Raw genomic sequence first — 25,010 nt, 5'->3', positions numbered from 1 at the left:
TGCCCGCACTAGAACCAGGCGGCCGCCAGTGGGTTCGGGCGGTCAGGATACTCGTGCGCCAGCCACGCGACCGGCATGAGACGCACCGAGCCGTCGCGGCAGCCCACCAAGGCAGCCGCCTCGCCACCGGCCGTCAACAGCCCGGCGACGTACACATGAACGCGACGGTGGTCGAGCGGAGAGAACTCGTAGTCCAGGGCGCAATCGGGCCGTCCGAGCGCACGGTTGATCTTCCGCTCGTCGGGTCCGCCGTCATCCGCTGCCGGTATGACGACGACGTACTCCTCACCCACCACGACATGGTCCATGATGCCCCCCAGCATCCAATCCCCTTCACAGCCGCGACACTCCCATTGACGCACATCTCGGTGCCCGAAACCAGAGCCATGCGCTGCTCGCGTACTCAATCGACGTCACGGACCACGGTGACGTGCGGGAATCCCCGCGTCATCCGCGGCCGGGAAGCACCTCCTGCGCCTTGGTCTTCACCCCCTGGCTGAGCACCCGCCACGCGTTCGGGTCTCCTTTGACCAGCGACTCGGCTGTGGCCCTCACCTGATCGAACGTCGCGGACGGAGGAATCGGCGGGATCTCCGGATCGCAGATCACATCGATCAGCATGGGGCGGTTGGCCGCCAGCGCCTCGTCCCAGGCGGCACCCAGTTGATCGGGGGAATCGACGGTGACAGCCGCCATGCCCAGGTTCTGGGCGATCGCCGCGTAGGAGATGTCAGGCAAGGACTGGGAGTCCTCGAACTTGGGTGTGCCACCCATCGCGCGAAGCTCCCACGTCACCTGGTTCAGATCGTTGTTGTGGAACACGCAGGTGATCAGCCGCCGGTCTTCCCACGTGTTCTCGTAGCGCATGACCGTGATCAGCTCCGCCAGACCGTTCATCTGCATCGCGCCGTCCCCGACCAGGGCGATCACCGGCCGGTCCGGATAGGCGAACTTGGCGCCGATACCGTACGGAACGGCTGGCCCCATGGTCGCGAGCGTGCCGGACAGCGAACCTCGCATCCGGCCGCGCATCTTCAGATTGCGCGCGTACCAGTTCGTAGAGGAACCGGAATCGGCCGTCACGATGGCGTTCTCCGGCGCCCGGAGGGACAGCTCGTGCACCACGCGCATCGGGTTGACCGGCTCGGCATCGACCATCGCCTGTTCTTCCAGGGTCCGCCACCAGTCGGCCACGTTCTGCTCGATCGAATCCCTCCAGCCTCGTTCCTCCTTGCTCTGAAGCATGGGGACCATGGTTCGCAACGTCGCCTTGGCTTCGCCGACGAGGTTCACCTCGGTCGGGTAGCGCATGCCGATCATGCTGCCGTCGACGTCGATCTGCACCGCCCGCGCGCTGCCGAACTCCGGCATGTACTGGCTATACGGGAAGCTCGAACCGACAATCAACAGGGTGTCGCAGTCCCTCATGAGCTCATAGCTGGCCCGCGTGCCGAGCAGACCGATAGACCCGGTGACGTACGGGAGATCGTCCGGGAGGACGTCCTTCCCGAGCAGCGCTTTGGCAACACCAGCCCCGGTGAGCTCAGCGACCTGCTTGACCTCCTCGGCCGCGTTGCGTGCACCCTGTCCGATCAGGATGGCAACCTTCTCGCCTTCGTTGAGGATCGCCGCCGCCTCGGCGATCTCGTCCTCCGGAGCGACCATGACCGAGCGAGAAGAGCTGGGCGGGCTGGACGGCACGTGCTTGAACTCGTGCTCTGGCGCCTCGTACGGCTCTTCCTGCAGATCACTCGGGATGATCAGGGCGGTAGGTGACCGCCTGGACATCGCCGTGCGAATCGCCCGGTCGAGGGCGTTGGGCAGCTGCTGCGGCGCAGACAGCTCCACCAGATAGTCCGACGCCACGTCCTTGAAGAGCGAGTGCAGATCGATTTCCTGTTGATAATGGCTGCCGACGGCGGTGCGTGCCGTCTGCCCGACAATGGCCACGACCGGGACGTGATCGAGTTTCGCGTCGTACAACCCGTTGAGCAGATGCACGGCGCCCGGGCCGGACGTCGCCATGCAGACACCGACCTGGCCACTGAACTTTGCGTAGCCCACGGCCTGGAGTGCGGACATCTCCTCGTGCCGGGACTGAACGTACACGGGCGCATCGTCGGAGGCCTCGAAAGCGCCGAGGATGCCGTTGATGCCGTCACCCGGATAACTGAAGACCTGCTCCACGCCCCATTCCCGCAGGCGCTGAACCAGGTGATCGCTGACTGTCTGGGACATGATTCCTCCCCGATGGACCGGTACATGCCTGGGGTTACCCGACATGTACCGGTCCATCCCCGACGTAGGGTGCGCGTCAGTTCTGTGTCACATCACCTCCTTCCCTCTGGGCTCTGTTGGGTGGACGCCCGGGCGTGTGTGCGTCCTGGCAATGGACGAGTCGGCATCCACCGCGAAGGAGCCGGTGTGACACACGCCCGGGCACCGGTGCTCACGCCCTGTCGGCGTGAACAGCGGCGTCCGTAGGGATACGGCGAAGGGGCGGGACGCATTCGGATGCCGTCGGCTCGTTCCGGCGACATCCGCTGCCTGAACGGACCGCGGCCCCGAGGCTGGCGCATCGGGATTCGAACGGCTCGCCGAGCAACTCGTCGTCGGCCGATGGGCGGCTGAGCCGCTGAGCCACAACGTCGTCGACCACAATGGGTGGAGCGGCGAACATCAGTCCAGGGTCTCCCGGCACCTCGATGAGCCGGCCATAGACCAGGTCGCCGGGGCTGAGTCCCACCAGTTCGCTGAAGTGCCGGACCGAGCGGAGGCTGCCATCACGCCGCGAACGCACCTGAAGCTCGACGCCATCGACTCCCGCAAGCTCGTACACGACCCCAGGTGTTTCCGCCCAGCTCCGGCCGCCACCGGCACGCTCGGCCAGCGCCGGGGCCCATTGAACGAGGAAGACCTCGATCATCAAGTGATCGAACAACACGTAGTCGGCGATCGCGAACGGCATTGCTGCCCTGCCTGCCACCCAACCGGGGAACTCCGGCACCATCGATCCCTCGGCGCCCTCGGCGGCGGCCGCGATCTCCCGCTGTGTCCGCGCCACCAGAGGCATCGGCATCGCGGTGATCCAGCGGCTGGCCGCGGCGACCGTCAGCCTCGCCCAGTGCCACGGCTCGGCAGCATCACCCAACTCGATCATCTCGGCGATCTGGCTGGCCCAGCGTCCGTCCGGCTGCTTGGACATGTGCTGAACGCAGTCGAGGGCATAGCGCAGCTCCGCGTGTTGCTCCGCGGCCTGCGCCTCAGCCATGAGGAGCCGGTCCTGGCTTGCGAGCACGAGTTCGAGCTCGTCGTCGGCGAGCTCGGCCTGAGTATGCGGCGAGCGTTCTTGAGGGTGATCGGCGGCACTCTTCTGCGTGCGACGCCTTCGGAAGGGCGACATGGATTTCGACATGCCGCCAGTCTTCACCTGAACGGAGACGACAACAAGCCATCACAAGCAAACTGTGGATAACTGAATTAAACAACGGCCGAAGCGCAACGGACGGTCGCCAGCGCGCGTAGCTGGGACAACAGATCGTGAGATCGTTGTCTCTGCAGGTAGTCGCCATTTGCGTTACTAGCGGCAGCTGTGGTTCCCTACGGGATGGTAACGGGACAATAACGACCAAAGGGAGATCTTGTTGTCGAGGCCTCGCCACAAGCACGCAGCATCCCCCGTACGTGGCCGCCGGATCATCCTTTGGGCGGTCCCTGCCGCGGTAGCGGCATCGATCCCTGGTGGAATCGCCCTCTGGCCGGATCCGCCGGCTGAGTCCAGCGAGCACTCGCCGGTCAGCGGCATGGGTGCCATGGAACGCGAGGAGCCGGTCAGCCGTGGATCAGGACAGCGGACCGCTTCCGCTGAGCCGCTGAACACTCCTACGGCCACTCCGGAGGAAGAAGAGCCGGAAGAAGAGCCGACGGAGACTCCCGAGCCCGAGCCCACCGAGGAGCCCGAACCGGAGCCCGAGCCCACCGAGGAGCCCGAACCGGAGCCGGAACCCACGGCCGTCGGCGAGCGATACGTCACGACGAGCCTGAACGTTCGTACCGAACCCCACACCAGCGCCGACGTGGTCAACGTGCTGAACCGCGGTGAGCAGGTGGCCATCACCGACGTCACGGACGGGGACTGGGTGATGATCATCGTCGACGACGAGACGGCGTGGGTCAGCGGCAACTATCTCTCCAAGAGCGAACCCGAAGACGAAGAAGACGAGTCCGGAGAAGAAGCCGAAGAGGACAACGACGACGGAATCTCCTACGCGGAGTGCCAGCATGGCTCGTCGGTCGAGTCCGGCCTCACGTCCGATGCCATTCGCGTTCACCGCGCCGTATGTGCCCGTTTTCCCGAGATCACGTCCTACGGCGGACTGCGCCCGGGTGACGGCGGAGCACACGGCTCGGGCCGCGCCCTGGACATCATGGTCACCGGCTCGCTCGGAGATACCATCGCGGCGTGGGTCCGGGAGAACCATCGTGCCCTCGGCGTCAGCGAAGTGATCTGGGCACAGCGGATCTGGACCGTGGAGCGCAGCGGCGAAGGCTGGCGCTGGATGTCGGACCGCGGTTCGGCCACGGCCAATCACTACGACCACGTTCACGTCACCGTCTACGGCAACTCGGGCGGCTGAGCGTACCGACGTCGCCCGTTTCCCCCATGACGTCGCCATCGGCGCGGTCTCCCGGTTGGCCTACCCTGGAGTGGTGCACAAACCAGGCCGGGGAAGATGGCGAGCGCTGCGTGGGCTCGGCATGTCCGCGGCCTGCCTGGCGATGCCGGCCCTCGCACATGTCACGGCGGGCGGCGCAGTCCCTGTCCACATCGGCTTCCTTTGCGGTGCGGCGCTGCTGAGCGTCGCGTGCGTCGCGCTGGCAGATCGCCGTCGCAATCCCACCGAGATCGGGGCGGTGCTCCTACTCTCCCAACCGGCCTTGCACGTTCTGCTCAGCATGTCGGGTCACGGACACGGCGCCACGGCCGGCGGAGGCGGAGGCATGGTCGTCGCGCACGTCATCGCCGCGGCGGCTCTCACCGTCCTGCTGTCCGGTGCCGAAGCGGTCATCTGGGCCATGGCCGCACTCTCCGACACGCTGCTGACTCGAGTGCGTGCGCTGTTCACGGAGGTCGTTCCCACTGGCCCCGAGCTACGAATCTCCGGGGCCGCTCCGGACCAGACACGAATCTCGAACACTCGGCGCGTCAGCTGTCCGGCTCCACGGCGCGGCCCACCTGTCCTCCTGCTCAGGTGATCACCCGCCGGCCGGTCCTGCTGGAGCGATTGAACTCCCCCACGGGAATGCCGCGGTAGGGCAACACGGTGACGATCACCTACCACGTGACTCGGCGAATCCAGGTACCCAGACAGGAACTCTTGTGACGTTCACAAACCATCGCGACCCCGCGTTTCTCCGCGACCGAGGCTCCCGCCCGACCACCAGACGGGGCACCATGGCCCGGGCGAGCACAGTGACCGCCGTGGCCATGGCGCTGGCGTGGGGAGCGGCCACGCCAGCGGCAGCACACAATGTCCTCATCGACTCCACGCCGTCGGAGGGCTCCACCATCGAGTCCCCGCCCGAGACGGTGGAGCTGGTATTCGACCAGTATGTTCAAGACGAGTTTGCCCAGGTGGCAGTCCTCGACGCGGCCGACGAGGCGTTTCACGGCGGTGAGCCCGTCGTCGAGGACAACGTCGTCACGCAGGCGGTGAACGACCTGCCGGATGGCGACTACACGATCTCCTACCGGGTGATCTCCGCCGACGGCCATCCGGTGAGCGGCACCGTTGACTTCTCGGTCGCCGCAGGATCGGCCGAGGCGGCCGACGACGCGTCCCCTGCCGACCCTGATACGCCTGCTGACGGCGCGGTCGGTGACGACGTGGCCACCACCGAAACGTCGGACGGCGCCGACGAAGGCCTGACCGGCACCGTCGTCACCGGTGTGATCGTCTTCGCGGTCTTGGCGGGCCTCGCCCTGATCACTGCCAGAAACCGGCGACGGCTTCGCCAATCCTCCTTCTACGACGACGGCGCCCCGTGATGAATACGCAGGCCAGCACTACCGCTGCGCCGCCCCTGCGGGTGTGGGGCGGAGCGGCGGTAACTACGTCCCTGGCCACCCTCGTCGCCGCACTGTTGTTCGGCGGCGGAGGCACCTCCCTGGCTGTTCCCGGCCTCGGGGATCCTGGTGATCTCACCCGCTGGGGCCTTCCTGTCGCCAAGGCGGTGATGAACAGCGCCGGCGCCGTTACCGTCGGGCTGATCGGGATGGCGGTGCTTTTTCCGGTTCAGCGCGGACAGCTCGGCGGCGATGCCCTGCGCGCGCTGCGTGCGGCCTCGTGGACGGCGCTGGTGTGGGCGGTGGGCGCCGCGACGGTGCATCTGCTCACCCTGTCCGACCTGATCGGCCAGCCCGTCTGGCAGGCGGTCGGTGGCGAGGGCTTCCGGTCATACACCGCGAGCGTGGCGCAGGGCCAGGCATACGCCGCGGTGGTGGTCCTGGCGCTCGCATTGATTCCAGCGGCCCGGCTGACGCTCGGGCACGGCGGCGGGGTCGCCCTGCTCTGTCTCGCAGTAGCAACTCTGATCCCGCCGAACTTGGTCGGTCACTCCTCCAGCGGCGATTATCATCACTCGGCCACCACGTCCATCATCATCCACGTCCTCGCGATGGCGTTCTGGGTCGGTGGACTTGTGGCGCTCACCTGGTACGCGGGCAAGCGCGGACGCTACCTCCCCAAGGTGGCGCGCACGTATTCCTCGGTGGCGCTTGCCTGCTTCTTCCTGATCGCTACGAGTGGCGTGCTCAACTCATGGGTCCGTCTCGCCTCGCTCAGTGACCTGGCCACCACGGCATACGGCGTCCTGCTCCTCGGCAAGGTGGCCGCCCTGATCGGCCTCGGATATGTGGGCTATACGCATCGCCGGCGGACCCTCGCCGGTCTCGATGCAGGCCGGCCGGGTCAGTTCCGCCGGCTCGCCGCCGGGGAGATCGTGATCATGGCTGCAGCGCTGGGCCTGGCCGTCGCCCTGAGCAGGACGGAGCCCCCGGTCCCGGACGACCTGGGCACCATCTCGAGAACCCGTGAGCTACTCGGGTTTCCGATACCACCCGAATTTTCGCCGTCCCAGATCTTCACCGAGTTCTATCCGGATGCGCTGTTCGGCATCGGCTGCCTCGCCGCGGTGCTGCTCTATGGCGCCGGAGTGCTCCGGCTGCGGCGCCGCGGAGACCGCTGGCCCGTCGGGCGGTCGCTCGCGTGGCTCGCCGGGATCGCCACCGTCGCGTTCGTCGAACTGTCTGGGATCATGACCTACAGCATGACGATGCTGTCCGTGCACATGGTCCAGCACATGACCCTGATGATGGTGGCACCGATCCTGCTCGTCCTCGGCGGCCCCATCACCTTGGCGTTGCGAGCAATCAAGCCGGCCCGACGAGGCGAGAAGGGTCCGCGGGAATGGCTTATGGCCGCCGTGCAGAGCCGGGTGGCCAAGATACTCACCCACCCGGTGGTCGCGCTGACCCTGTTCGTCTCCGGCTCGTTCCTCATGTACTTCACCGGCCTGTTCGAGGCCGCGATGCGCGAACACACCGGCCACATGCTGATGAGCCTGCACTTCCTGGCCGTCGGCTACATCTTCTACGAGATGCTGATCGGCATCGATCCCCTACCGAAACGGCCGCCCTTCCCGGCGAGGGTGGTACTCCAGTTGCTGGCCATGGCCTTCCATGCCTTCTTCGGGCTGGCTGTCATGGAGTCGTCTCGGCTGATCGCCGGCGCGTACTACCGCGAGCTCGAGATTCCGTGGCTACCGGATCCGCTCGACGATCAGATTCTTGCCGGCCAGATCACTTGGGGATTCGGAGAGCTGCCCGCACTCGTGATCGTCGGTGTCCTGTTCGTCCAGTGGTATCGGTCCGACGAGCGGGAGGCCCGCCGGTTCGACCGTCGTGAAGGGAAGGCCGAGGCCGAACGGACGGCCTACAACTCCTATCTCGCCAGCCTCGACGCCCGCGCGAAACGCGACGTCGAATGACGGGGTGTGCGATTTCGACGCCTGCGCGGCCGTAGGTTAGACTCGTGTCGCTTCACCCGGACAGGTAGCTCAGTTGGTAGAGCGTCCGCCTGAAAAGCGGAAGGTCGCCGGATCGATGCCGGCCCTGTCCACCCACTGACCAGCGGCTTCCCGGCCGCTGGCGTACCTTCACTCCCCTTCATCGCCCGCCGGTTACTGGGCGTTGGGGCACACGGGCCGTCGTGCTGTGGTGTGCGCGGTGCCTGTTGGTAACTGCACGATTCGACTAATCTTGAGGCAAGGTGAGGAGGTGACTGCGATGTCTGAACCGGTCGTCGTGCCTGATGCCCTTGACGAGGCGAGTGCTGCGTTCTGGGGTCGGCCTAAGTTGGATGATGTGATGGCGGGCGCCGAACCGTTCCGAGCGGATGAATCGTTCGAGATCGCTGATCTCACCGATGAGGAGTGGGATGCGTTCATGCGAGTGATCCACGAGTGACGGTCGGGACCGTCCTGCTCGACACGAACGTCTTCACCGCTTGGCTTCGACCTCAGTCACCGCTTCTCCGCCTGTACGGCAGGCATGTGTATGGGCGGCGGATTGCGGTTGCTCAGCAGACGGTGGCCGAAGCTCGGTACGGTGCGATTGCTGCTGGATGGGGTGACAAACGGCGTGAGCAGCTTGAGCGGCTGATTCGTCGCAGTCGTCCGTTGCCTGTAGACGATGAGACAGTGTGGTCGTATGCGAGGTTGCGCGCCGAGTGCCGTCGTCTCGGTCACCCTCTGCATCAGAAAGGCCATCTGGGCGATCTATGGATCGCCGCCACGGCTATCCGTTGGGATGTCCCGCTGGTCGCTCACGATGCAATCTTTCTCGGCTGCCCAGGTGTTGAGCTTCGCACGGAGTTGCAGCATTGACGCGCGCTGGGAAGCCCATTCACTCTATCTGACCTGCTGTTATGCCTGCGCCTGAAAGCGGAAGGTCGCCGGACCGGTGCCGGCCCTGTCCACCACCTGATCCAGTGCACATGTCAAGTGCTGGTCGCCTCTTGTTTTGCTTGCGATTCGTCTGTGCCTATCGCACGAAGGTTGTGGCGGATCCGTGCACGCACGGGGCGCACAGATCGTCGTCTCGCAACGCCCGGCGAACCCGCAACGGCCCCGGGGCGCGCGCCCCGACCCCGATCGTTTTCATATGACCGATGAAGGCCGTTGCGTGTAGACGAGAGCACTGCACACCATGACTGTGCCGAGCGTGAGGATCAGCGCGATGTACTGCCAGCCGTCCCCGACGCCATGACCCCACCATCCGAGCCACAAGGCGACATAGGAGAAGGGCACCAGGACGACCGGAACGGCGAGACTTGTCCACCGAGGCCGGGACAAGCGCCGCCAAGAGCGATGCGACGACCGCGACTGCTATGGCTGCGCCAGCCGTCATAGTGCCCCCTTTCCGTTCGCCTCCGGCCATGCGGTCACGCCTAGCACCACGTAACCCACGGGCCGCGTCGACGGTGCCGCTCTCACACGGAAACCGTGTACGTCGTGGCATTCCCGTCCAGCACCACTTCGCCGTCCCCGCGCAGCACCGTCGTCCGCAAGGATGCGATCGGCTTGTCGGAGCGGACCTCCAGCACTTCGACGCGGCCCGTGATCTCGTCACCGGGCCGGACCGGCGCCAGGAAGCGCCATTCGACGTTCAGGAAGACCGTTCCCGGCCCGGGCAGGTCCTCGGCGACGACGGCGTTGAGGATGCCGGAGGTGACGCCCCCTTGAACGATGATCCCGCCGAACCTCGTCGCGGACGCGGCGTCGTCGTCGTAGTGAAGAGGGTTCCGGTCTCCCGTCATCCGGGTGAACAGCTCGATGTCTTCGCTGGTCACTAACCTGCTCCTGCTCGCCACAGTACCTATTGCGGGCGGTTGGTGCGGCCAGACAGACATGACGCCCCCGGAGGTCTCGGACCGATAGGCAACCCTACGACCATCAAACGAATGTCGTCTCCTCCATGCCCTGTTTCGCCCGGTGCCTACACGCGCCGACGACGACGCAGCGGTCAGCCGAACGCCGCGCCGCGATCGGCCTGGGTGAGTGCCTGCTCCAGGTACGACGTCGTCCCAGTCGTGAGCAGCTCACGTCCTGCCGAGGCCAACGCGCCATAGGCGACCCAGGCGAGCGAGCCACCGGTGGAGATCCGGCGGACACCAGCCGCGCCCAGCTCCGCAACTGGGGGAATCCCCGGTACGGCCAAGACGTTCAGCGGCGCGTCCACCGCGCCCGCGACACGCCGGATGTCCGCCAGCTGGGAGAGGCCCGGAGCATAGACCACGTCCGCGCCGGCTGCCCGGTACACAAGCAGCCGCTGGATGGTGTCGTCTAGATCGGTGACACCGTAGAGGTGGTTCTCGGCCCGGGCTGTCAGAACCAGCCCATGCTGGGCCGCCGCAGATGCGGCCTCGCTCACCCGTCCGGCCGCGATGTCGAGAGGAAGCAGCCCCACACCGGGATCGAAGTCTTCGATCGAGCAGCCGGCGGCGCCGGCCTGACCGAGCAACTCGACGGTGCGCGCGACGCCGCCAGGCTCGTCCGGGAAGCACCCTTCGGAGTCGGCGCTCACGGGCACCGAGACCGCCGCGGCCAGGGAATCCACATGTCGCAACAACTCGTCGCGGTGGACGCTTTGATCCGTCCGCCCCAGCGAGGCGGCATGCCCGGAGCTGGTCGTGGCCAGTGCTGCGAACCCGAGGGACTCAAGGAGGCGAGCTGAGCCTACGTCCCACGCATTGGGCATGACGAAAACCCGGCTGTGCAGTGTACGGAACACGTCGCTGTTGCTCATTTGCCGTGAGTACTCCAGAACAACGTGACCGGGAAGGAGACGGCCCGGGCTGACCCCGCCTGATCCGAGAGCCTACTAAGCGGACCGGCCAGCCCGAGCGCTCGAGCCGGTCTGGAAAGACGAAACGACCCTGACCAGTGCGCGAGTACCGGTCAAGGCCGTTCCAACATGAGAGCCGCTGGGCTCACCCCTAAAGATCAGCTTCACTACGCTGACCAGGTACCTGGCCGGTGAGAAGCGTGCGCACCTCGGATTCGCGGTAGCGCCGGTGCCCGCCCAGCGTACGAATCGACTCGAGCTTGCCCGCCTTCGCCCACCGAGTGACCGTCTTCGGGTCCACCCGGAACATAGCCGCCACCTCGGCCGGGGTGAGGAGGGCCTCGGCTTCCTGGGTCTTGGTCGCCATTGTTACTTCCTTCCCCACGTGACAGGACCGTCCCGTCACTCATTGTCATTTCATCGTTCAGACCATCATCCATGGGAGAGCCTTACGGCTCGACCCGAACCGACCATTTGGATGATTTTCTGACCATTCGGATGATGCCACCCGCGGCCGCCGCAAAGCCTAGCGAAAGCCGCATACGGAGCGAACCACCACATCGTGGCCATCTCCGCTGCTGGCGCCATCTGAGATCAACATAGCTCCCAACGTGCGCACGCGAGGGCGTTTTCCCCAAATCGGTGGGAAACTCTGACCGATAGAGTGATACGAGACACCCGTCGAAGCCCGCTACCCGCGGGCGCGAACGAGAAAGGTCACCACCATGACCGAGGCGTCGCCTCTAGTATTCGGCCGCACCATCGGCCCTGATCAGCAGTCCGCTCACGAACAAGTCGTGTTCTGTCACGACCGGATGAGCGGATTGCGGGCCATCATCGCGATCCACTCCACCGCGCTCGGTCCCGGGCTCGGCGGCACCCGCTTCTACCCGTACGAGTCTGAGGAAGCGGCTCTCGCGGACGTCCTCCATCTCTCCCAGGGCATGACATACAAGAACGCTCTTGCCGGCCTTGACCACGGCGGCGGCAAGGCCGTCATCATCGGCGACCCCGAGACGGACAAGACCGAGGCGCTTCTGCGGGCTTACGGACGCTTCGTCACCTCCCTGTCGGGCCGATACATCACGGCATGCGACGTCGGCACGTACGTAGCCGACATGGACGTCGTCGCGCGGGAAAGCCGTTGGGTCACCGGAAGATCCCCTGCCGAGGGTGGCGCCGGAGACTCCAGTGTCCTCACCTCCTTCGGGGTGTTCCAGGGAATGCGCGCATGCGCTGAACGGCTGTGGGGCGAGCCGACACTGGCCGGTCGCCGGGTCGGCATCGCCGGTGTCGGCAAGGTCGGCTCCAAGCTCGCCGGGCTCCTCATCGACGACGGCGCGCAGGTGGTGGTGACAGATGTGTATGAGCCGGCCGTGGCACAGGTGTGCTCAGCGCATCCCCAGATCGAGGTCGCCTCGAGCACGGAAGCACTGATCGCGGCCGGCATCGATGTCTACTCCCCGTGCGCACTCGGTGGAGCCCTCACCGACGATTCCACCGCCGCGCTGGCGGAGCACGGCGTCAAGGCCGTGTGCGGCGGCGCGAACAATCAACTGGAACACTCCGGCGTGGAGAAGGTCCTGGAAGACGCCGGGATCCTCTACGCGCCGGATTACGTGGTGAACTCGGGAGGCGTCATCCAGGTCGCCGACGAGCTGCATGGCTTCTCGTTCGACCGGGCCAAGGGGAAGGCGGCGCAGATCTTCGACACCACTCGAAAGATCTTCACGCTCGCCAGCGAGGAGGGCGTGCCACCGGCCGTAGCCGCTGACCGGATAGCGGAACGACGTATCGCCGAGATCAGCCGCCTCAACGGCATCTACCTGCAGAGATGAGCGCCCGAGAGATAGCTCACCCGACTCGCGGAGAAAATAGTTCAGTCCGGATGAGACGGAACAGGGTCGGACCCTGTACCGTTATACCTACGAGCAGATGTCAACCGAAGGAAACGAGGGCGTCCGGCTAACTGGTCGCCCCGGTTTTGTGCGAGGGGGTCGACCCTATGGGGCGCGGCCGGGCCAAGGCCAAGCAGACGAAGGTCGCCCGTCGGCTGAAGTACCAAACGCTGGACACGGACTTCGACGCTTTGCAGCGCGAACTGCGTGGCGGCGAGAACGCCGATGGGCAGCCGGAGGACTACGCGGCTGAGTTTGACGTAGACGAACAAGACGATGAGGACGAAGGACCTCATCGGCGTGTGAGTTAGGCAGAGTTCACGTCACGCTGACGGTACCGCTGTGCGCGAGTCCGCGCTACGGCGGCGCCGTCAGTTGTGCGTCCGATCCCAGTTGATCGTCTCGGCCCACTTCCTCCACACCCGCCTAAATGATCATGTAAACCATGTTTTCTCGTGCTTCACCATGGCTGCAGGCATGGTGAAGCACGAGAAAACATGGTTTACATGATCATTTGGAACGGGGAGGCGGGCAGTGGCGGCTCCGCATCGGCGCCGTCAGGTGTGCGTCCGCCTGCCAGGTCAGGCGTAACTTCCGTCCAGCACAGCGCTGCCATCGCCGGCGGTGACCTCACCCGCGATCCAGGCCTGAACGCCGCGATCACCGAGAAGCCGCAGGGCCTCGTCGGCGCCCTCGGCAGCCACGACCGCCACCATGCCGACGCCCATGTTCAGTGTGCGTTCCAGCTCTTCCTGCGCTACCCCGCCGAGCTGTCCGACCAGGCCGAAGACGGGCGCCGGGGTCCACGTGGACCGGTCGACGCGCGCCGATACCTCGGCCGGAAGCACCCGGGCCAAGTTCGCGGCAAGGCCTCCCCCAGTGATATGAGACATCGCGTGGACCTCGACGGATCGGGCCAGGGCCAGGCAATGCAGGGCATAGATGGCGGTCGGCTCCAGCAGCTCCTCACCCAGGGTGCGGCCGAACTCGGCGACCTGCCGGTCGAGTGTCCAGCCGGCGTGCTCCAGCAGGACGTGCCGGACGAGCGAGTATCCATTTGAGTGCAGGCCCGACGACGCCATGGCCACCAGCACGTCCCCCGGCCGCACCAGGTGGGGGCCCAGCAGCTGGTCCGCCTCGACCACACCGGTTGCGGCCCCAGCGACGTCGTACTCGTCGGTGGCAAGCAGCCCGGGGTGCTCGGCGGTCTCGCCTCCGCTGAGGGTGCAACCAGCAGCTACGCAACCCTGGGCGATTCCCTTGACGACATCGGCGATGCGCTCCGGCACCACCTTCCCGCACGCGATGTAGTCGGTCATGAACAGCGGCTCGGCACCACAGACGACGATGTCGTCGACCACCATCCCGACCAGGTCGAAGCCGATGGTGTCATGCACGTCCATCCGCTGGGCGATCATGACCTTGGTGCCGACGCCGTCGGTACTGGTGGCCAAGAGGGGCCTTCGGTAGGAGGTCAGCGCGCTCGCGTCGAACAACCCCGCGAATCCTCCGAGATCGTTGAACGTCTCGGGCCGCCGGGCCTTCGCGACCCACTCCTTCATCAGCTCTACGGCGCGGTCACCGGCTTCGATATCGACCCCGGAGCTGGCGTAGGTGGCGCCTGGACGGGCCGCGTCACTCGTCATGGGCACAACTCTACGTTGGAGGCGGTCACGGGCGACGCAGTGCGTCGGACGCCCCGCCGCTCTGGGCGAGGGCGGTCAGCCCGTCGTTGGGATCGCCCATCCGGACCGCGTCGCCCAACCCGTCTCTATCCGGTGAGTCACAGCCCTGCGACGGCGAATCCGCCGGCATTCCCGGAAGGACAGGCTGTGCCAGAACGTCATGGTCGGCCGCGACCGGCAGCTGGATGGGATAGACGCCGTCGAAGCAGGCTCGGCAGAGATCGTTCTTCGGCACGGTCGTGGTTTCGATGAGCGCCTCGAGACCGACGTAGGCCAGGGAGTCGGCGCCGATCGAGCGGCAGATCTCATCAGCCGACAATCCGTTCGCGATCAGCTCGGCCCTGGAGGCGAAGTCTATTCCGTAGAAACACGGCCACTTGACCGGTGGGCTGGAGATACGTACGTGCACCTCGGCGGCGCCTGCCTCACGCAGCATGCGCACCAGGGCACGCTGGGTGTTCCCGCGCACGATCGAGTCGTCGACGACGACGAGCCGTTTGCCGCCGACGATCTCCCGCAGCGGATTGAGCTTGAGCCGGATGCCGAGCTGCCGCAACGTCTGGGACGGCTGAATGAACGTCCTGCCCACGTACGAGTTCTTCACCAGCCCGATGCCGTACGGGATGCCGGATTCCTCGGCGTATCCGACCGCAGCCGGTGTGCCCGACTCAGGGACCGGTATGACCAGGTCCGCCTCGACCGGATGCTCTCGCGCCAGCCTGCGTCCGATCTCCACCCGTGTCTGGTGGACCGAACGCCCGGAGATCTGCGTGTCCGGCCGGGCGAGGTACACGAACTCGAAGAGGCACCCCTTGGGCGCCGCGGCGGCGAAGCGGCGAGAACGCAAGCCGTCGGCATCCACGGCGACGAGTTCGCCGGGCTCGACCTCCCGCACGAATGACGCGCCGACGATGTCCAGCGCCGCGGTCTCGCTCGCCACCACCCATCCCCGCTCCGAGCGCCCGAGGACGAGTGGCCGGACGCCTTGCGGGTCCCGTGCCGCGTACAGCGTGGACTCGTCGCAGAAGACCAGTGAGAACGCGCCTTTGACGTGGGCGAGGGCTTCCACCGCCGCGGACTCTAGCGTCTGCCCGGCATACGAGCCGAACAGCGCCGTGATCAGAGCGGTGTCGGTGGTGTTGCCGTAGCGAAGCTCCCCGACGTGGTCCCCGACTCGTTCCCGGACGAGCGCCAGGAGGTCCTCGGTGTTGGTCAGGTTCCCGTTATGACCGAGAGCCACCGTCCCGGCCGGAGTGGCGCCCAGTGTGGGCTGGGCGTTCTGCCACTCGCTGGCGCCGGTGGTGGAGTACCTGGTGTGGCCTACGGCGACGTGACCGGTGAGCGTGTTCAGCGTCGACTCGTCGAAGACCTGACTCACCAGGCCCATGTCCTTGTAGACGAGCACGTTGTCGCCGTTGCCGACCGCGATGCCCGCGGACTCCTGCCCCCGGTGCTGCAGTGCGTACAGGCCGAAGTACGCCAGTTTGGCGACTTCTTCTCCTGGAGCCCACACACCGAAGACGCCGCATGCGTCCCGGGGGCCGTGATCTTGAGGGTCGAGTTCGTGCGTCAGCTGTCCATCCCCGTGCGCCACGCCTCGAGTGTACGTGGCGCCCGGCTCATCGACGGCGCTGCGGGCGAGATTGCCTGGAGCGGCCACCGTATCCGCCGCCGTACCCGCCACCGGAGCGGCGCGGCCGCCCGCCCTGGCTGGGCTTGCTCCGCGGTCCGACCGGCTCGGCCATCGCCGGAGCTTCTGCCAGCTTCTCCACCGTCAGCGGGTTGGCGATGGCGCGAGCATCGACGTTCTTGGCCTCGACGCCGGCCCGCCGCAGCAGGTCACCCATGTCCCGGACCTGGCCCGGAGTAGCGACGGTCACCACGGCGCCGGACGCTCCGGCGCGTGCCGTGCGGCCCGATCGGTGCAGATACGCCTTCGACTCGCCGGCGGGGTCGTAGTGAACGACCAGCCCTACGCCGTCCACGTGAATCCCGCGTGCGGCGACGTCGGTGGCGACCACCACCTGCGCGCGCCCACTCTTGAACCGGTCGAGGTTGCGCTCGCGGACCCGCTGCGAGAGGTCGCCGTGCAGGTCCACGGCGGGGACACCGGCCCGCTCGAGGTCCTCCGCGAGCCTGGTGGCGCCACTCTTGGTGCGGGTGAACACGATGCTGCGGGGATGTGCACGCAGGAGCTCCGACGTGGTGGCGAACTTGCCGCCCGGGCCAACCACGAGCACGTGGTGGTCCATGGTGGTAACCGAACCGGCGTCGGGGTCGATCTCGTGGCGGGACGGGTTGGTCAGATGGCGACGGACCAGCCGGTCGACGTCACCATCCAGAGTGGCCGAGAGCAGCAGCCGCTGCCCACCCTCGGGCGTCTGGCTCAGCAGGTCGTCGACGACCGGGAAGAATCCCAGATCACACAGGTGATCCGCCTCGTCGAGGGTCACGATCTGGATGTCGTCCAAGCGGCAGGCACCCCGGCGTACGAGATCGTCGAGGCGTCCCGGTGTGGCGACGACGATGTCCGCACCGCGGTCGAGGCGGCGGATCTGCCGGTCATACGGCGAACCGCCGTACACCGTGACCATACGCAGCTGCAAAGCTTCGGCCAGCGGCTCCAACGCCGTGGCTACCTGGCCGGCGAGCTCGCGCGTCGGCACGACGATGAGTGCGCGCGGCAGATTGGGCCGGCTCTTCTCACCCGCCAGCTTCGCCAGGATCGGCAGCCCGAAGGCGAGGGTCTTGCCGGAGCCCGTACGGGCGCGACCGAGGACATCTCGTCCGGCGATCGCGTCCGGGATCACGGCCGCCTGTACGGCCGTCGGTTCGGTGATGCCGTCCACGCCCAGGATCTTCACGACGCGGTCCGGGACCCCCATGCTGGAGAAGGCCGAACCCGTGGGGTCGAAGGCCTCGATAGCGGCGCGCCGCGCCGGGTCGAACGTTCGGCGGGCGGCGGCCGGGCCACCGCTCGGACGGCGGCCCCGGTAGCCGGCGCCGCCGCGCCCGTTGAACGGACGGCCGTCGCGCCGGCTGTGCTCGCGTCCGCGACGCGGGCGGTCGGAGGACAGGCTCGATTGATCGATGGTCATGCAGAGTGCTCCGTTGTATCGGGTCACGAGCACACCCGGCGCACGACCGCATGGTGCGGCGCGCGGTGAGCCAAAGGGTGTGCGTACCCGACTTCACTCGACGTTCCACCGTCAACCGAACACGTCCGGGGGTTCTCCACCGTGGTGACATGCTCAACAAAACCCGGGCACTGAAACGGCCGGACTCTGTGAGGCCGGCCGTGGCTGTTGTTCAGTATAGCTGATCGCGGGATGAGCGGCGTCAAGGGCTCGCGACGACGGAAATCAGCCGGATCTGCCGCGCCGCACGGGCTTGCGCGACCGTGTCAGCCCGCGAGTTCCAGGAGCCTTCGCACCGTCCTGAGGTTGCGGGTGGTGCCCAGCGGGCCTCGCCGGCCGAGTAGCCTCTCGCCGAGCTTGCTGCGGCCGAGCCCACCCGGGCAGTGTAGATATACCACCGAGCCGGTCGCGGCGATCTCGTCGTCGCCGGAATCGACCGATGCCCACTGGTCAAGGGTGGCGGCGTCGGGCTCGTCCCGCATGAACGCCATGATCAGCTTCGACGGGTCCGCGTCCGGGAAGGGATTCGCGGCGATCGCGTCCGCGATCTCGTCGCGTGACCGGACCAGGACCGGAATCCGCAGGCCGGATTCGCGCTCAATCTGTTCTTCGAGCTCAGCCGCCAGAGCCGCGTCAGTGCCAAGCGCAGAAGGCTCGTCGTCCACGGTGAACACGACATTGCCCGTGTTGATGTACGTCGACACGTCGGTGTAGCCGAGGGCGGTCACCCACGACCGCAGCTCCGCCATGTTGACCTTGGTGTTTCCTCCGACGTTGATGCCGCGCAGCAGTGCCACGTATCGCGGCATGCGCATCTCCTCATCCGGCGATTCCGGCACCACACGAGCGGTGCCGGGTGAACGTCAGCTTATGCGTCGCGGCACAATGGGCGGCGAACCTTCAGCCCGAGGGATGGCATGAACCACAGAACTTTCTTCCGCACCGCAGCCGTCGTCGAGGCCGTCACATGGCTCGGCCTTCTGGGCGGAATGATCATGAAGTACGGTCCTCCAGACAACGAGATCGGCGTCGAGGTGTTCGGCCCACTGCACGGCATCGCCTTCATCGTCTATCTCATTGCGGTCGCAACCGTGTTCCGGCGTTTCCGATGGAGTTGGGGAACGACGACGCTCGCGGTCGCCGCAGCAGTGCCACCGGTGTGCACGGTCGTCTTCGATACCTGGGCGAGCCGAACAGGCCGTCTCGGCACCGGATCGACGCCGGTACCGAGCGGCATGTGATCGGTCAGCACGTGGCCGCTCACCTTCATCAGCCGCTATGCGGCTTTGTTGCGTCTAGCACGATCCCATGCGCGTCATTCAGGTAGTTCGGCGAGCCGAGCCAGAAGTAAGGCCTCCCCCAGGCAGACCTTGGCGAACTGATCCAGATGCAGACTCTCGTCCAGTCCGTGGGCTCGCGAGTCGGGATCCTCGACCCCCGTCACGAGCACTGTCGCTTCGGGAAACGACTTTTCGAACTCGGCGATGAACGGGATCGAGCCGCCGGTCCCCATCCGAACCGGGGGGCGGCCGAAGGCTTCGGTCAAAGCGCTCTCGGCTGCGGCGAACGCGGGGGTGTCGGTGTCGAGCACACACGGCGCACCTAGCTCACCATCGACAACCGCGACTTCAGCACCGAAATCGGCGTGGTGACGCAAATGAGCGGTGAGCGCGTCGAGCGCTGCCTGCGGATCTTGGCCCGGGGCCAGGCGCATGCTGATCTTCGCTCGTGCCCGGTGCACCAGGACGTTAGCGGAATCGGCCACCGCCGGCGCGTCGATGCCGATCACCGACAGCGCGGGCCTGGCCCAGATCCGGTCCGGAATAGAACCGGTGCCGGATAGCTTCACGCCATCGACGACACCGCACTCCGCCCGGAATCGCTCAGCAGGATAGTCGACCTCCGCCGCGGTCCCGGATACGAGGCCCGCGACAGCCACATCGCCGTTGTCGTCGTGCAGCGTGGCGATGAGCCGGCAGAGCGAAGTCAGCGCATCGATGACAGGTCCGCCGAACATGCCCGAATGCACCGCATGGTCGAGAACCCGGACCTCCACTTCGCAGTCGACCAGGCCGCGCAGGCTGGTGGTCAGAGCCGGCGTGTCGACCGTCCAGTTCACGGCATCGGCCACGACGATCACGTCGGCCGACAACCGATCCCGGTATGCCTCGAGGAAGGCCGTGAACGTGGGTGAACCTACTTCTTCCTCACCTTCCACGAACAATGTCACGCCGACCGGTGGGCGACCTTCGAACGCCCGGAGCGCTGCGATGTGTGCCATCACACCGGCCTTGTCGTCTGCGGAGCCGCGGCCGAACAGGCGGCCGTCGCGCTCTTCCGGCTCGAACGGCGGGCTGGTCCAGTCGGCCGGGGGTCCCGTCGGCTGCACGTCGTGATGAGCATAGAGGAGCACCGTCGGCGCACCGTCGGGACCGGGCCAGTGCGCGATGATCGCGGGCGCGCCTCCTTGCACTGTGAGGATGTCGGCCGTGACCGCTCCGGCTCCACGAGCCAGGGCTGCCACCGCCTCGGCGCTCGCCTGGATATCGTCGACCGCATCGGGATCCGCGCTCACACTGCGGATACGAATCAGTCGTTCCAAATCGTCACGGACAGACGGGAGAACCGCGTCGACGGCGGCGCGTAACGTACTCACAATGGTGCACTCTAGTCCCGCTCACGAACCACCGGAAACCCGCGCGCAGCTCTCGAGAACCTTCCGGCCCAGCTGGATCTGGGCCATCGCTCTGGGCTCGGCCGTCGGATGGGGAGCGTTCGTTCTCCCGACCGATTGGATGGCCACGGCCGGCCCGGTCGGCGCGGTTCTCGGCTTCGCCATCGGCGGCGTGCTGATGATCGTCATCGCGGCCAGCTACGGCATCCTGATCCCCCGGTTCCCGGTCTCCGGTGGCGAGTTCGCCTACGCCCAAATCGGCTTCGGCCGCAACCACGCCGTGCTGTGCGGCTGGTTCCTGACACTCGGCTATGTCTGCATCGTGGCGCTGAACGCCTCCGCGCTGGCGCTGCTGGCGCGCTACGTGCTGCCACAGGTGGCCGAGCGGGGCCTTCTTTACGAAGTGGCCGGGTGGGAGGTCTATCTGGGCGAGGTGCTGATCGCCAGCGCCGCCCTGGTCGTCTTCGCCGTGCTGAACATTCGGGGAGCGTCGCTGTCCGGCCGGCTGCAGTTCCTGTTCTGCCTGGTGATGCTGGCCGGAGTCGGCGTGCTGCTGGTGGCCGCGATCCTGCATCCGGACGGCCAGCTGAGCAACGCACAACCGGCGTTTCCCACCGATGCGACTCCGTGGCTTGCGGTGCTGGCCATCGTAGCCATCGCGCCCTGGGCATTCGTCGGATTCGACAACGTCCCCCAGGCGGCCGAGGAGTTCAAGTTCTCGCCGGAGAAGGCGTTCCGCCTGATCGTCTTCGCCATTCTCGCCGCCACCGTCCTCTACTCGGCCATGATCTTCACCACGGCCATCGCCGCGCCATGGGCGACGCTCGCCGACGAGGCTCCCCTGTGGGGCACCGGCGATGCGATCTCCGACCTGCTCGGTGGCGTGGGAGTGATGATCCTCGCGATCGCCGTGTCGATGGGCATTTTCACCGGGCTCAACGGCTTCTACGTCTCGGCGAGCCGGCTGCTGTTCGCCATGGGGCGGGCCAGGATGATTCCGGGCGTCTTCGCCCGGCTGCACCCCCGGCACGGCACGCCGTACATCGGGCTTGTCTTCGCCTGCGCGGTCTGCCTGATAGCTCCGTGGTTCGGCCGGGAAGTGCTGGTGTGGGTGGTCGACATGTCCGCCGTCGGGGTCACCATCGCCTACACCTATACGTGCCTCGTCGCCTATCGCCAGCTCCGGTCAGCCGGCAACGGCGGCCGGACCACGGCCGCCCGCGATGGCAACACTGCGGCCAAGCTGGTGGTGGCGGCGCTCGGCACATTGATCGGTCTGTCGTTCCTGGCTCTGCTCCTCGTGCCTGGCTCGCCGGCCGCCCTGGGTCCGCAATCCCTCGTCGCCCTGGCCATATGGGTGCTGCTCGGGCTCGTCGCGTACCTGCTCCGCTACCGGGAGAACTCGAAGGTCTCGGACGAAGAGCTGGACTTTCTCGTCCTCGGCCGCGAACGCGGCTGAAAGGCCGAGCGGCGCTCCTGAACTCACCGTTCGCTGCGGGCCGCCGCCTGGATGATCCTGCTTCGTTCTCGCGCGTCGATGACGCCCTCCTCGACGAGCTTGTCCGTGACGTCTCCGACGTGGCGGACCAGCGCGCCCTTGCTCGGCCAGTCGCGCTCGTCGTCGATGGCGTCGTTGACGGTGCATCCGCCACCGACGGAGCGGTTCTCGACTCCGCTGTCCCGGCCACGGATCACGACGGTTTCTCTCATGTCCGGATCCGGGCACTGGGCGACAGGTCCGACGCCGACGATGATCGGATCGTGATCGCTCGCCCGCCATACGGTGCCCGGCTCGAACAGCTCGCTGGCGAAGTAGTTGAACCGCGAGTATTCGACCAGGACGGATTCCACCGAGTTGATGCTCCACACGTCGACGTCGCGGACGAGGTCAGCATCGGTGACCGAGGGACCGGCCAGGATGTGATCGAGTGAGCCGACTTTGCCGTCGAAGACGTACGTGTACCCGGCGTCGAACGCCGGCACCAGGTCGGTGTAGCCGGCCTCAAGGAAGACCTGAATCGGATCTTCCTGACTGTAGGCGTTGAAGTCGCCGATAAGGAAGACGTCCTCAGTCCCGGTGTCCGCAGAGAGGGTGTCGGCGAACTGCACCAATGCCTCCGCCTGGGCCACCCGGTCCTCATTGAAACAGCCCTCCGGTGGCTCTGGGGCGCAGTCGCCGCCTTTGGACTTGAAGTGGTTCACGATGCCGATGAACGAGTATCCGGTCTCGGTGACGGTGAACTCTTGCGCCAGCGGTTCCCGGGCATTGCCGTAGGCAGGGTGGTCGACGAGGACCACTGCTTCGTCCACCGGTTGCACCGCGCTGGGGCGGTAGATGAACGCGTTGCGGATGACGTCCTGATCGGCCAGCTGCGGCATACGGTCCGGCGTCTCAACGTAGGCCCAGGTGTCCGGTTCGGCCTCGTTCAATGCATCCACCAGGTCGGCGAGGGCGGTATCCGGATCTTTTCCAAAGACGGCCGAGTTCTCGATCTCCTGCAGCGCGACGACGTCAGCGTCGAGCGTACCGATCGCGGCGACGATCTTGGCTTCCTGGCGCTGCAAGTTCACCTCGTCCCAGGCGCCTCGTGCGAGGCAGCCACCACGCACCGTGAGCGGATTGCCGTCGCGATCGGTGTACGCCGTGCACCCCTCAAGGTCGGCGCCGAGGGTGGTGAAGTAATTGAGGACGTTGAAACTGGCGATGGTGACGTCACCGCCCACGTCCTCCGGTGTCTGGTTGGCTTCCCGGGTGTTGCCGCCGTCGAAGAGGACGACGTCGGACGCCTCGCCGGTCACTGGTCGGCGCGGCTGGAAGTTCCACTGGAACCGATAGTCGAAGATCACGTCGTCGACGAAGGTCAGCCCCGCGCCGGTGCGCACGGGGGTGGACGCTGTCAGATAGGGCACCTCGTGGCTGGGCGACGTGCGAACGGACTGCCCGTCGTCGAGAGTGACCGATCGCGCGCGGTTGTCATCGGCGACGTCGTCGTACTCGGGCGTGCCGGGCCGCGCGACGTCGGTTTCCTGCATCAGCGGGCCGCCGAAGCCCAGGCCGATGGATCCGAAGGCGTTTGTGCCCCATCCGCCGAGCGCATACGTGTCGGAAACGGTGTAGCCCTGCGCCGGGGCGACCAGCATGCCCTCGAAGACTTCGCGCCGTTCTTCGGAGCGGGGCAGCTCGAACGGGACCGGCTTAACCGTCTCGGCGGGCTCTGTGTACACGGCCAGACCCTCCGCGCCGACGACGATCTGGGTGAGTCCGAAATGCTCGGTTACCTCTCCGGTGACCTGGATGTAGTCGTCGATCTCCACCGAGTCGACGGTGGCGGGTGAGTAGACGAACACGGCATCGGAAGCGGTCCGTTCCGACAGGTCGGCGTCGCCTCCGCTACCGGGTGTCTGGATGTAGTACCCATCGAAACCCCCGGTGGGGTATATGGCCGTCACCACGCCGGAGACGGTAACCGCCTGACCGGCCAGGGGTGACGATGCGCCCTCGCCCTGGACCTCGGCGATGCCGTGAGTGTCCTCGCCGGGCTCACCCGGCTCGACCGGGCCGCCGCTACCGTTGCCCACGCCCTTGGTCGGTGCTGCCGCAGTCCATTCTCCGTCGATGAGCTGAAGGGATTGACTCGCCGAGCCGAGCACATGAGTGGGCGACGCCGCCTGCCCGCGCACCGATGGCGGTAGCAGCGCGCTGGTACCGGCCACGCTGCCGCCGTCCGATCCGCCGTTGGCGTCCGGACGATAGCCGATGGTCCAGAAACCGGCCAAGACACCGTCGGGATCGACCGCGAAGATGCTGGAGCCGTATCCGCCAGTGGTGGAGTTGGTGATGGGCACGTCGACGGCGATGGCTCCCGAGCCGGAGATGACAGCCCCTTCGGGAAGGACCACCACATGTGCGGCGCTCTGCGGGCTGTCCCCCCGCGTGATCGAGCCGACGGTCCAACCGGAGACGTCCGATCCCTCAGAGCCTTCGAGTTCGACGAAGTCGGCATCGTTGCCACCCGCGTAGTGGATCTCACTGATGTACGCGAGCTCGTCCTCGGCGGCCGCAGGAGGTGACGGAGCCACCACCAGACCCGCACCGGCCATGCCCGCCATCGCGACGGTCACGAGCACCTTTCTGAAAGCACCAACGTGGCGCATCACGACCTCCTCCGCGACGACAATCCCCGGCATATCCGACTGTCTCGCGGATCAGGCGGGGAACTCCAGTAGTCAGCGGTGAACATTCACCCGACATCTCATGGCGATCGGATGGCGGCGCCGCGATCCAGGAAGGTCACTGCGTGACACACCGCCCTGGAGCGGCGGTGAAAGCAGGTTTACGAGCCCGACGGACCTACTCGCTGCTGCCGCGCTTCCCACTCCAGCGGGAGTAGGCATACAAGCCGCCGCCGACGAGCAGGACGGCGATGGCGGCGATGAGCCACCATTGGACGGAGGAACCCGTATCCGGCAACGGCCCGCCCGCCTGGGTAGCCGCTGATGCAGCGGTCGAGCCGACGGCTCCCAGACCGATTCCGAGCGCGACAACGGCGGCGAAGCGACGGGTATGCCTGATCGAACGCATCAGCAACCTCCACGAGAGGACGGAACAACTAGCTGTTTGACACGCTACCCCGTTCCCCGGACAACGTCTTCGGTGAGTTCCTGACGTTGTCCGGTAACGTCCGAAGGCGCCGAAGCGGTCACCGCGAA

24 protein-coding genes and 1 tRNA gene are annotated in these 25,010 nt (G+C 66.5%); 11 read left to right on the top strand and 14 right to left on the bottom strand.

What is annotated here, in order from left to right; genetic code table 11:
* Nucleotides 1-8 precede the first annotated feature (8 nt).
* The 3 genes from G1H11_RS12040 to G1H11_RS12030 all read right to left on the bottom strand — a co-directional run bounded on the left by G1H11_RS12040 (nucleotide 9) and on the right by G1H11_RS12030 (nucleotide 3,415).
* Nucleotides 9-323 carry a hypothetical protein gene (locus G1H11_RS12040; protein ID WP_163818783.1) on the bottom strand — a complete coding sequence of 105 codons (315 nt, stop codon included), beginning with the start codon at nucleotides 321-323 and terminating at the stop codon, nucleotides 9-11.
* Nucleotides 324-447: 124 nt separating this feature from the next.
* On the bottom strand, nucleotides 448-2,238 hold the full coding sequence (locus tag G1H11_RS12035; RefSeq protein ID WP_163818782.1) for a thiamine pyrophosphate-requiring protein: 1,791 nt from the start codon (nucleotides 2,236-2,238) through the stop codon (nucleotides 448-450).
* Between the two features lie 211 nt (nucleotides 2,239-2,449).
* Nucleotides 2,450-3,415 (bottom strand): hypothetical protein, encoded by a 966-nt coding sequence (locus tag G1H11_RS12030; protein WP_163818781.1) that lies wholly within the window; start codon nucleotides 3,413-3,415, stop codon nucleotides 2,450-2,452.
* A gap of 229 nt (nucleotides 3,416-3,644) precedes the next feature.
* Between G1H11_RS12030 and G1H11_RS12025 the strand changes: the two genes are divergently transcribed.
* The 7 genes from G1H11_RS12025 to G1H11_RS27425 all read left to right on the top strand — a co-directional run bounded on the left by G1H11_RS12025 (nucleotide 3,645) and on the right by G1H11_RS27425 (nucleotide 8,946).
* A complete protein-coding gene (locus tag G1H11_RS12025) occupies nucleotides 3,645-4,637 on the top strand; it encodes an SH3 domain-containing protein (protein WP_163818780.1) in 993 nt (330 codons plus the stop codon).
* A gap of 73 nt (nucleotides 4,638-4,710) precedes the next feature.
* The gene (locus tag G1H11_RS12020) at nucleotides 4,711-5,256 is read left to right on the top strand and encodes a hypothetical protein (RefSeq protein WP_163818779.1); all 546 of its coding nucleotides are present in this window, start codon (nucleotides 4,711-4,713) and stop codon (nucleotides 5,254-5,256) included.
* Between the two features lie 124 nt (nucleotides 5,257-5,380).
* Nucleotides 5,381-6,049, top strand: coding sequence for a copper resistance protein CopC (locus G1H11_RS12015; RefSeq protein ID WP_163818778.1), 669 nt, complete (start codon nucleotides 5,381-5,383; stop codon nucleotides 6,047-6,049).
* On the top strand, nucleotides 6,049-8,049 hold the full coding sequence (locus tag G1H11_RS12010; protein ID WP_163818777.1) for a bifunctional copper resistance protein CopD/cytochrome c oxidase assembly protein: 2,001 nt from the start codon (nucleotides 6,049-6,051) through the stop codon (nucleotides 8,047-8,049). The genes G1H11_RS12015 and G1H11_RS12010 overlap by 1 nt, the downstream gene beginning before the upstream one ends.
* 58 nt (nucleotides 8,050-8,107) lie before the next feature.
* Nucleotides 8,108-8,180: transfer RNA gene (locus G1H11_RS12005), tRNA-Phe, on the top strand.
* A 167-nt stretch (nucleotides 8,181-8,347) separates the two neighbouring features.
* Nucleotides 8,348-8,527 (top strand): hypothetical protein, encoded by a 180-nt coding sequence (locus tag G1H11_RS12000; protein ID WP_163818776.1) that lies wholly within the window; start codon nucleotides 8,348-8,350, stop codon nucleotides 8,525-8,527.
* On the top strand, nucleotides 8,494-8,946 hold the full coding sequence (locus G1H11_RS27425) for a PIN domain-containing protein (RefSeq protein WP_425501212.1): 453 nt from the start codon (nucleotides 8,494-8,496) through the stop codon (nucleotides 8,944-8,946). The genes G1H11_RS12000 and G1H11_RS27425 overlap by 34 nt, the downstream gene beginning before the upstream one ends.
* 273 nt (nucleotides 8,947-9,219) lie before the next feature.
* Here the strand turns inward: G1H11_RS27425 and G1H11_RS11990 are convergent, their stop codons facing one another.
* The 4 genes from G1H11_RS11990 to G1H11_RS11975 form a co-directional block, all read right to left on the bottom strand.
* Complete coding sequence (locus G1H11_RS11990; RefSeq protein ID WP_163818774.1) at nucleotides 9,220-9,369, bottom strand: hypothetical protein; 150 nt, start codon at nucleotides 9,367-9,369, stop codon at nucleotides 9,220-9,222.
* A gap of 182 nt (nucleotides 9,370-9,551) precedes the next feature.
* Entirely contained in the window at nucleotides 9,552-9,971 is a 420-nt protein-coding gene (locus G1H11_RS11985; RefSeq protein ID WP_163818773.1) for a MaoC family dehydratase, read from the bottom strand.
* Nucleotides 9,972-10,084: 113 nt separating this feature from the next.
* Nucleotides 10,085-10,867, bottom strand: coding sequence for an isocitrate lyase/PEP mutase family protein (locus G1H11_RS11980; protein WP_163818772.1), 783 nt, complete (start codon nucleotides 10,865-10,867; stop codon nucleotides 10,085-10,087).
* Between the two features lie 190 nt (nucleotides 10,868-11,057).
* Nucleotides 11,058-11,273, bottom strand: a complete 216-nt coding sequence (locus tag G1H11_RS11975; RefSeq protein ID WP_163818771.1) for a BldC family transcriptional regulator — start codon at nucleotides 11,271-11,273, stop codon at nucleotides 11,058-11,060.
* Between the two features lie 358 nt (nucleotides 11,274-11,631).
* Here G1H11_RS11975 and G1H11_RS11970 point away from each other — a divergent pair, with 358 nt between their 5' ends.
* Both G1H11_RS11970 and G1H11_RS11965 read left to right on the top strand, forming a co-directional pair.
* A complete protein-coding gene (locus G1H11_RS11970) occupies nucleotides 11,632-12,744 on the top strand; it encodes a Glu/Leu/Phe/Val dehydrogenase (RefSeq protein ID WP_163818770.1) in 1,113 nt (370 codons plus the stop codon).
* A 167-nt stretch (nucleotides 12,745-12,911) separates the two neighbouring features.
* Nucleotides 12,912-13,115 (top strand): DUF3073 domain-containing protein, encoded by a 204-nt coding sequence (locus G1H11_RS11965; RefSeq protein WP_163818769.1) that lies wholly within the window; start codon nucleotides 12,912-12,914, stop codon nucleotides 13,113-13,115.
* Between the two features lie 270 nt (nucleotides 13,116-13,385).
* On the opposite strand, the gene purM is transcribed toward G1H11_RS11965, so the two are convergent.
* From purM to G1H11_RS11945, 4 genes are all read right to left on the bottom strand, one after another.
* Complete coding sequence (gene purM, locus G1H11_RS11960) at nucleotides 13,386-14,450, bottom strand: phosphoribosylformylglycinamidine cyclo-ligase (protein ID WP_163818768.1); 1,065 nt, start codon at nucleotides 14,448-14,450, stop codon at nucleotides 13,386-13,388.
* 25 nt (nucleotides 14,451-14,475) lie between these two features.
* Nucleotides 14,476-16,083, bottom strand: a complete 1,608-nt coding sequence (gene purF / locus G1H11_RS11955; RefSeq protein ID WP_163818767.1) for an amidophosphoribosyltransferase — start codon at nucleotides 16,081-16,083, stop codon at nucleotides 14,476-14,478.
* Nucleotides 16,084-16,108: 25 nt separating this feature from the next.
* Nucleotides 16,109-17,587 carry a DEAD/DEAH box helicase gene (locus G1H11_RS11950; RefSeq protein WP_163818766.1) on the bottom strand — a complete coding sequence of 493 codons (1,479 nt, stop codon included), beginning with the start codon at nucleotides 17,585-17,587 and terminating at the stop codon, nucleotides 16,109-16,111.
* 305 nt (nucleotides 17,588-17,892) lie between these two features.
* Nucleotides 17,893-18,435 (bottom strand): DUF1697 domain-containing protein, encoded by a 543-nt coding sequence (locus tag G1H11_RS11945; protein ID WP_163818765.1) that lies wholly within the window; start codon nucleotides 18,433-18,435, stop codon nucleotides 17,893-17,895.
* Between the two features lie 108 nt (nucleotides 18,436-18,543).
* Here G1H11_RS11945 and G1H11_RS11940 point away from each other — a divergent pair, with 108 nt between their 5' ends.
* A complete protein-coding gene (locus G1H11_RS11940; RefSeq protein WP_163818764.1) occupies nucleotides 18,544-18,867 on the top strand; it encodes a DUF3817 domain-containing protein in 324 nt (107 codons plus the stop codon).
* 74 nt (nucleotides 18,868-18,941) lie between these two features.
* Here G1H11_RS11940 and G1H11_RS11935 read toward each other — a convergent pair whose 3' ends face one another.
* Nucleotides 18,942-20,282, bottom strand: coding sequence for a M20/M25/M40 family metallo-hydrolase (locus G1H11_RS11935; RefSeq protein ID WP_163818763.1), 1,341 nt, complete (start codon nucleotides 20,280-20,282; stop codon nucleotides 18,942-18,944).
* Between the two features lies 1 nt (nucleotide 20,283).
* Here G1H11_RS11935 and G1H11_RS11930 point away from each other — a divergent pair, with 1 nt between their 5' ends.
* The gene (locus G1H11_RS11930; protein WP_163818762.1) at nucleotides 20,284-21,759 is read left to right on the top strand and encodes an APC family permease; all 1,476 of its coding nucleotides are present in this window, start codon (nucleotides 20,284-20,286) and stop codon (nucleotides 21,757-21,759) included.
* A gap of 23 nt (nucleotides 21,760-21,782) precedes the next feature.
* Here the strand turns inward: G1H11_RS11930 and G1H11_RS11925 are convergent, their stop codons facing one another.
* The gene (locus tag G1H11_RS11925; RefSeq protein WP_163818761.1) at nucleotides 21,783-24,422 is read right to left on the bottom strand and encodes an ExeM/NucH family extracellular endonuclease; all 2,640 of its coding nucleotides are present in this window, start codon (nucleotides 24,420-24,422) and stop codon (nucleotides 21,783-21,785) included.
* A 229-nt stretch (nucleotides 24,423-24,651) separates the two neighbouring features.
* Complete coding sequence (locus G1H11_RS11920; protein ID WP_163818760.1) at nucleotides 24,652-24,882, bottom strand: LPXTG cell wall anchor domain-containing protein; 231 nt, start codon at nucleotides 24,880-24,882, stop codon at nucleotides 24,652-24,654.
* Nucleotides 24,883-25,010 lie beyond the last annotated feature (128 nt).

This window comes from Phytoactinopolyspora alkaliphila (assembly GCF_010550695.1).
In the GTDB taxonomy this organism is placed as follows: Bacteria; Actinomycetota; Actinomycetes; order Jiangellales; family Jiangellaceae; genus Phytoactinopolyspora; species Phytoactinopolyspora alkaliphila.
Note: the sequence above shows the minus strand (reverse complement) of the source record. Positions and strands in the feature narration are given on the sequence as shown.

What these genes read in the sequence shown, in the direction of transcription:
- G1H11_RS12040 (WP_163818783.1), bottom strand. Translation starts at nt 323, where the DNA reads ATGCTGGGGGGCATCATGGACCATGTCGTGGTGGGTGAGGAGTACGTC.
- G1H11_RS12035 (WP_163818782.1), bottom strand. Translation starts at nt 2,238, where the DNA reads ATGTCCCAGACAGTCAGCGATCACCTGGTTCAGCGCCTGCGGGAATGG.
- G1H11_RS12030 (WP_163818781.1), bottom strand. Translation starts at nt 3,415, where the DNA reads ATGTCGAAATCCATGTCGCCCTTCCGAAGGCGTCGCACGCAGAAGAGT.
- G1H11_RS12010 (WP_163818777.1), top strand. Translation starts at nt 6,049, where the DNA reads ATGAATACGCAGGCCAGCACTACCGCTGCGCCGCCCCTGCGGGTGTGG.
- G1H11_RS12000 (WP_163818776.1), top strand. Translation starts at nt 8,348, where the DNA reads ATGTCTGAACCGGTCGTCGTGCCTGATGCCCTTGACGAGGCGAGTGCT.
- G1H11_RS11985 (WP_163818773.1), bottom strand. Translation starts at nt 9,971, where the DNA reads ATGTCTGTCTGGCCGCACCAACCGCCCGCAATAGGTACTGTGGCGAGC.
- G1H11_RS11980 (WP_163818772.1), bottom strand. Translation starts at nt 10,867, where the DNA reads ATGAGCAACAGCGACGTGTTCCGTACACTGCACAGCCGGGTTTTCGTC.
- G1H11_RS11975 (WP_163818771.1), bottom strand. Translation starts at nt 11,273, where the DNA reads ATGGCGACCAAGACCCAGGAAGCCGAGGCCCTCCTCACCCCGGCCGAG.
- G1H11_RS11970 (WP_163818770.1), top strand. Translation starts at nt 11,632, where the DNA reads ATGACCGAGGCGTCGCCTCTAGTATTCGGCCGCACCATCGGCCCTGAT.
- G1H11_RS11965 (WP_163818769.1), top strand. Translation starts at nt 12,912, where the DNA reads ATGGGGCGCGGCCGGGCCAAGGCCAAGCAGACGAAGGTCGCCCGTCGG.
- purM (WP_163818768.1), bottom strand. Translation starts at nt 14,450, where the DNA reads ATGACGAGTGACGCGGCCCGTCCAGGCGCCACCTACGCCAGCTCCGGG.
- G1H11_RS11950 (WP_163818766.1), bottom strand. Translation starts at nt 17,587, where the DNA reads ATGACCATCGATCAATCGAGCCTGTCCTCCGACCGCCCGCGTCGCGGA.
- G1H11_RS11945 (WP_163818765.1), bottom strand. Translation starts at nt 18,435, where the DNA reads ATGCCGCGATACGTGGCACTGCTGCGCGGCATCAACGTCGGAGGAAAC.
- G1H11_RS11940 (WP_163818764.1), top strand. Translation starts at nt 18,544, where the DNA reads ATGAACCACAGAACTTTCTTCCGCACCGCAGCCGTCGTCGAGGCCGTC.
- G1H11_RS11930 (WP_163818762.1), top strand. Translation starts at nt 20,284, where the DNA reads ATGGTGCACTCTAGTCCCGCTCACGAACCACCGGAAACCCGCGCGCAG.
- G1H11_RS11920 (WP_163818760.1), bottom strand. Translation starts at nt 24,882, where the DNA reads ATGCGTTCGATCAGGCATACCCGTCGCTTCGCCGCCGTTGTCGCGCTC.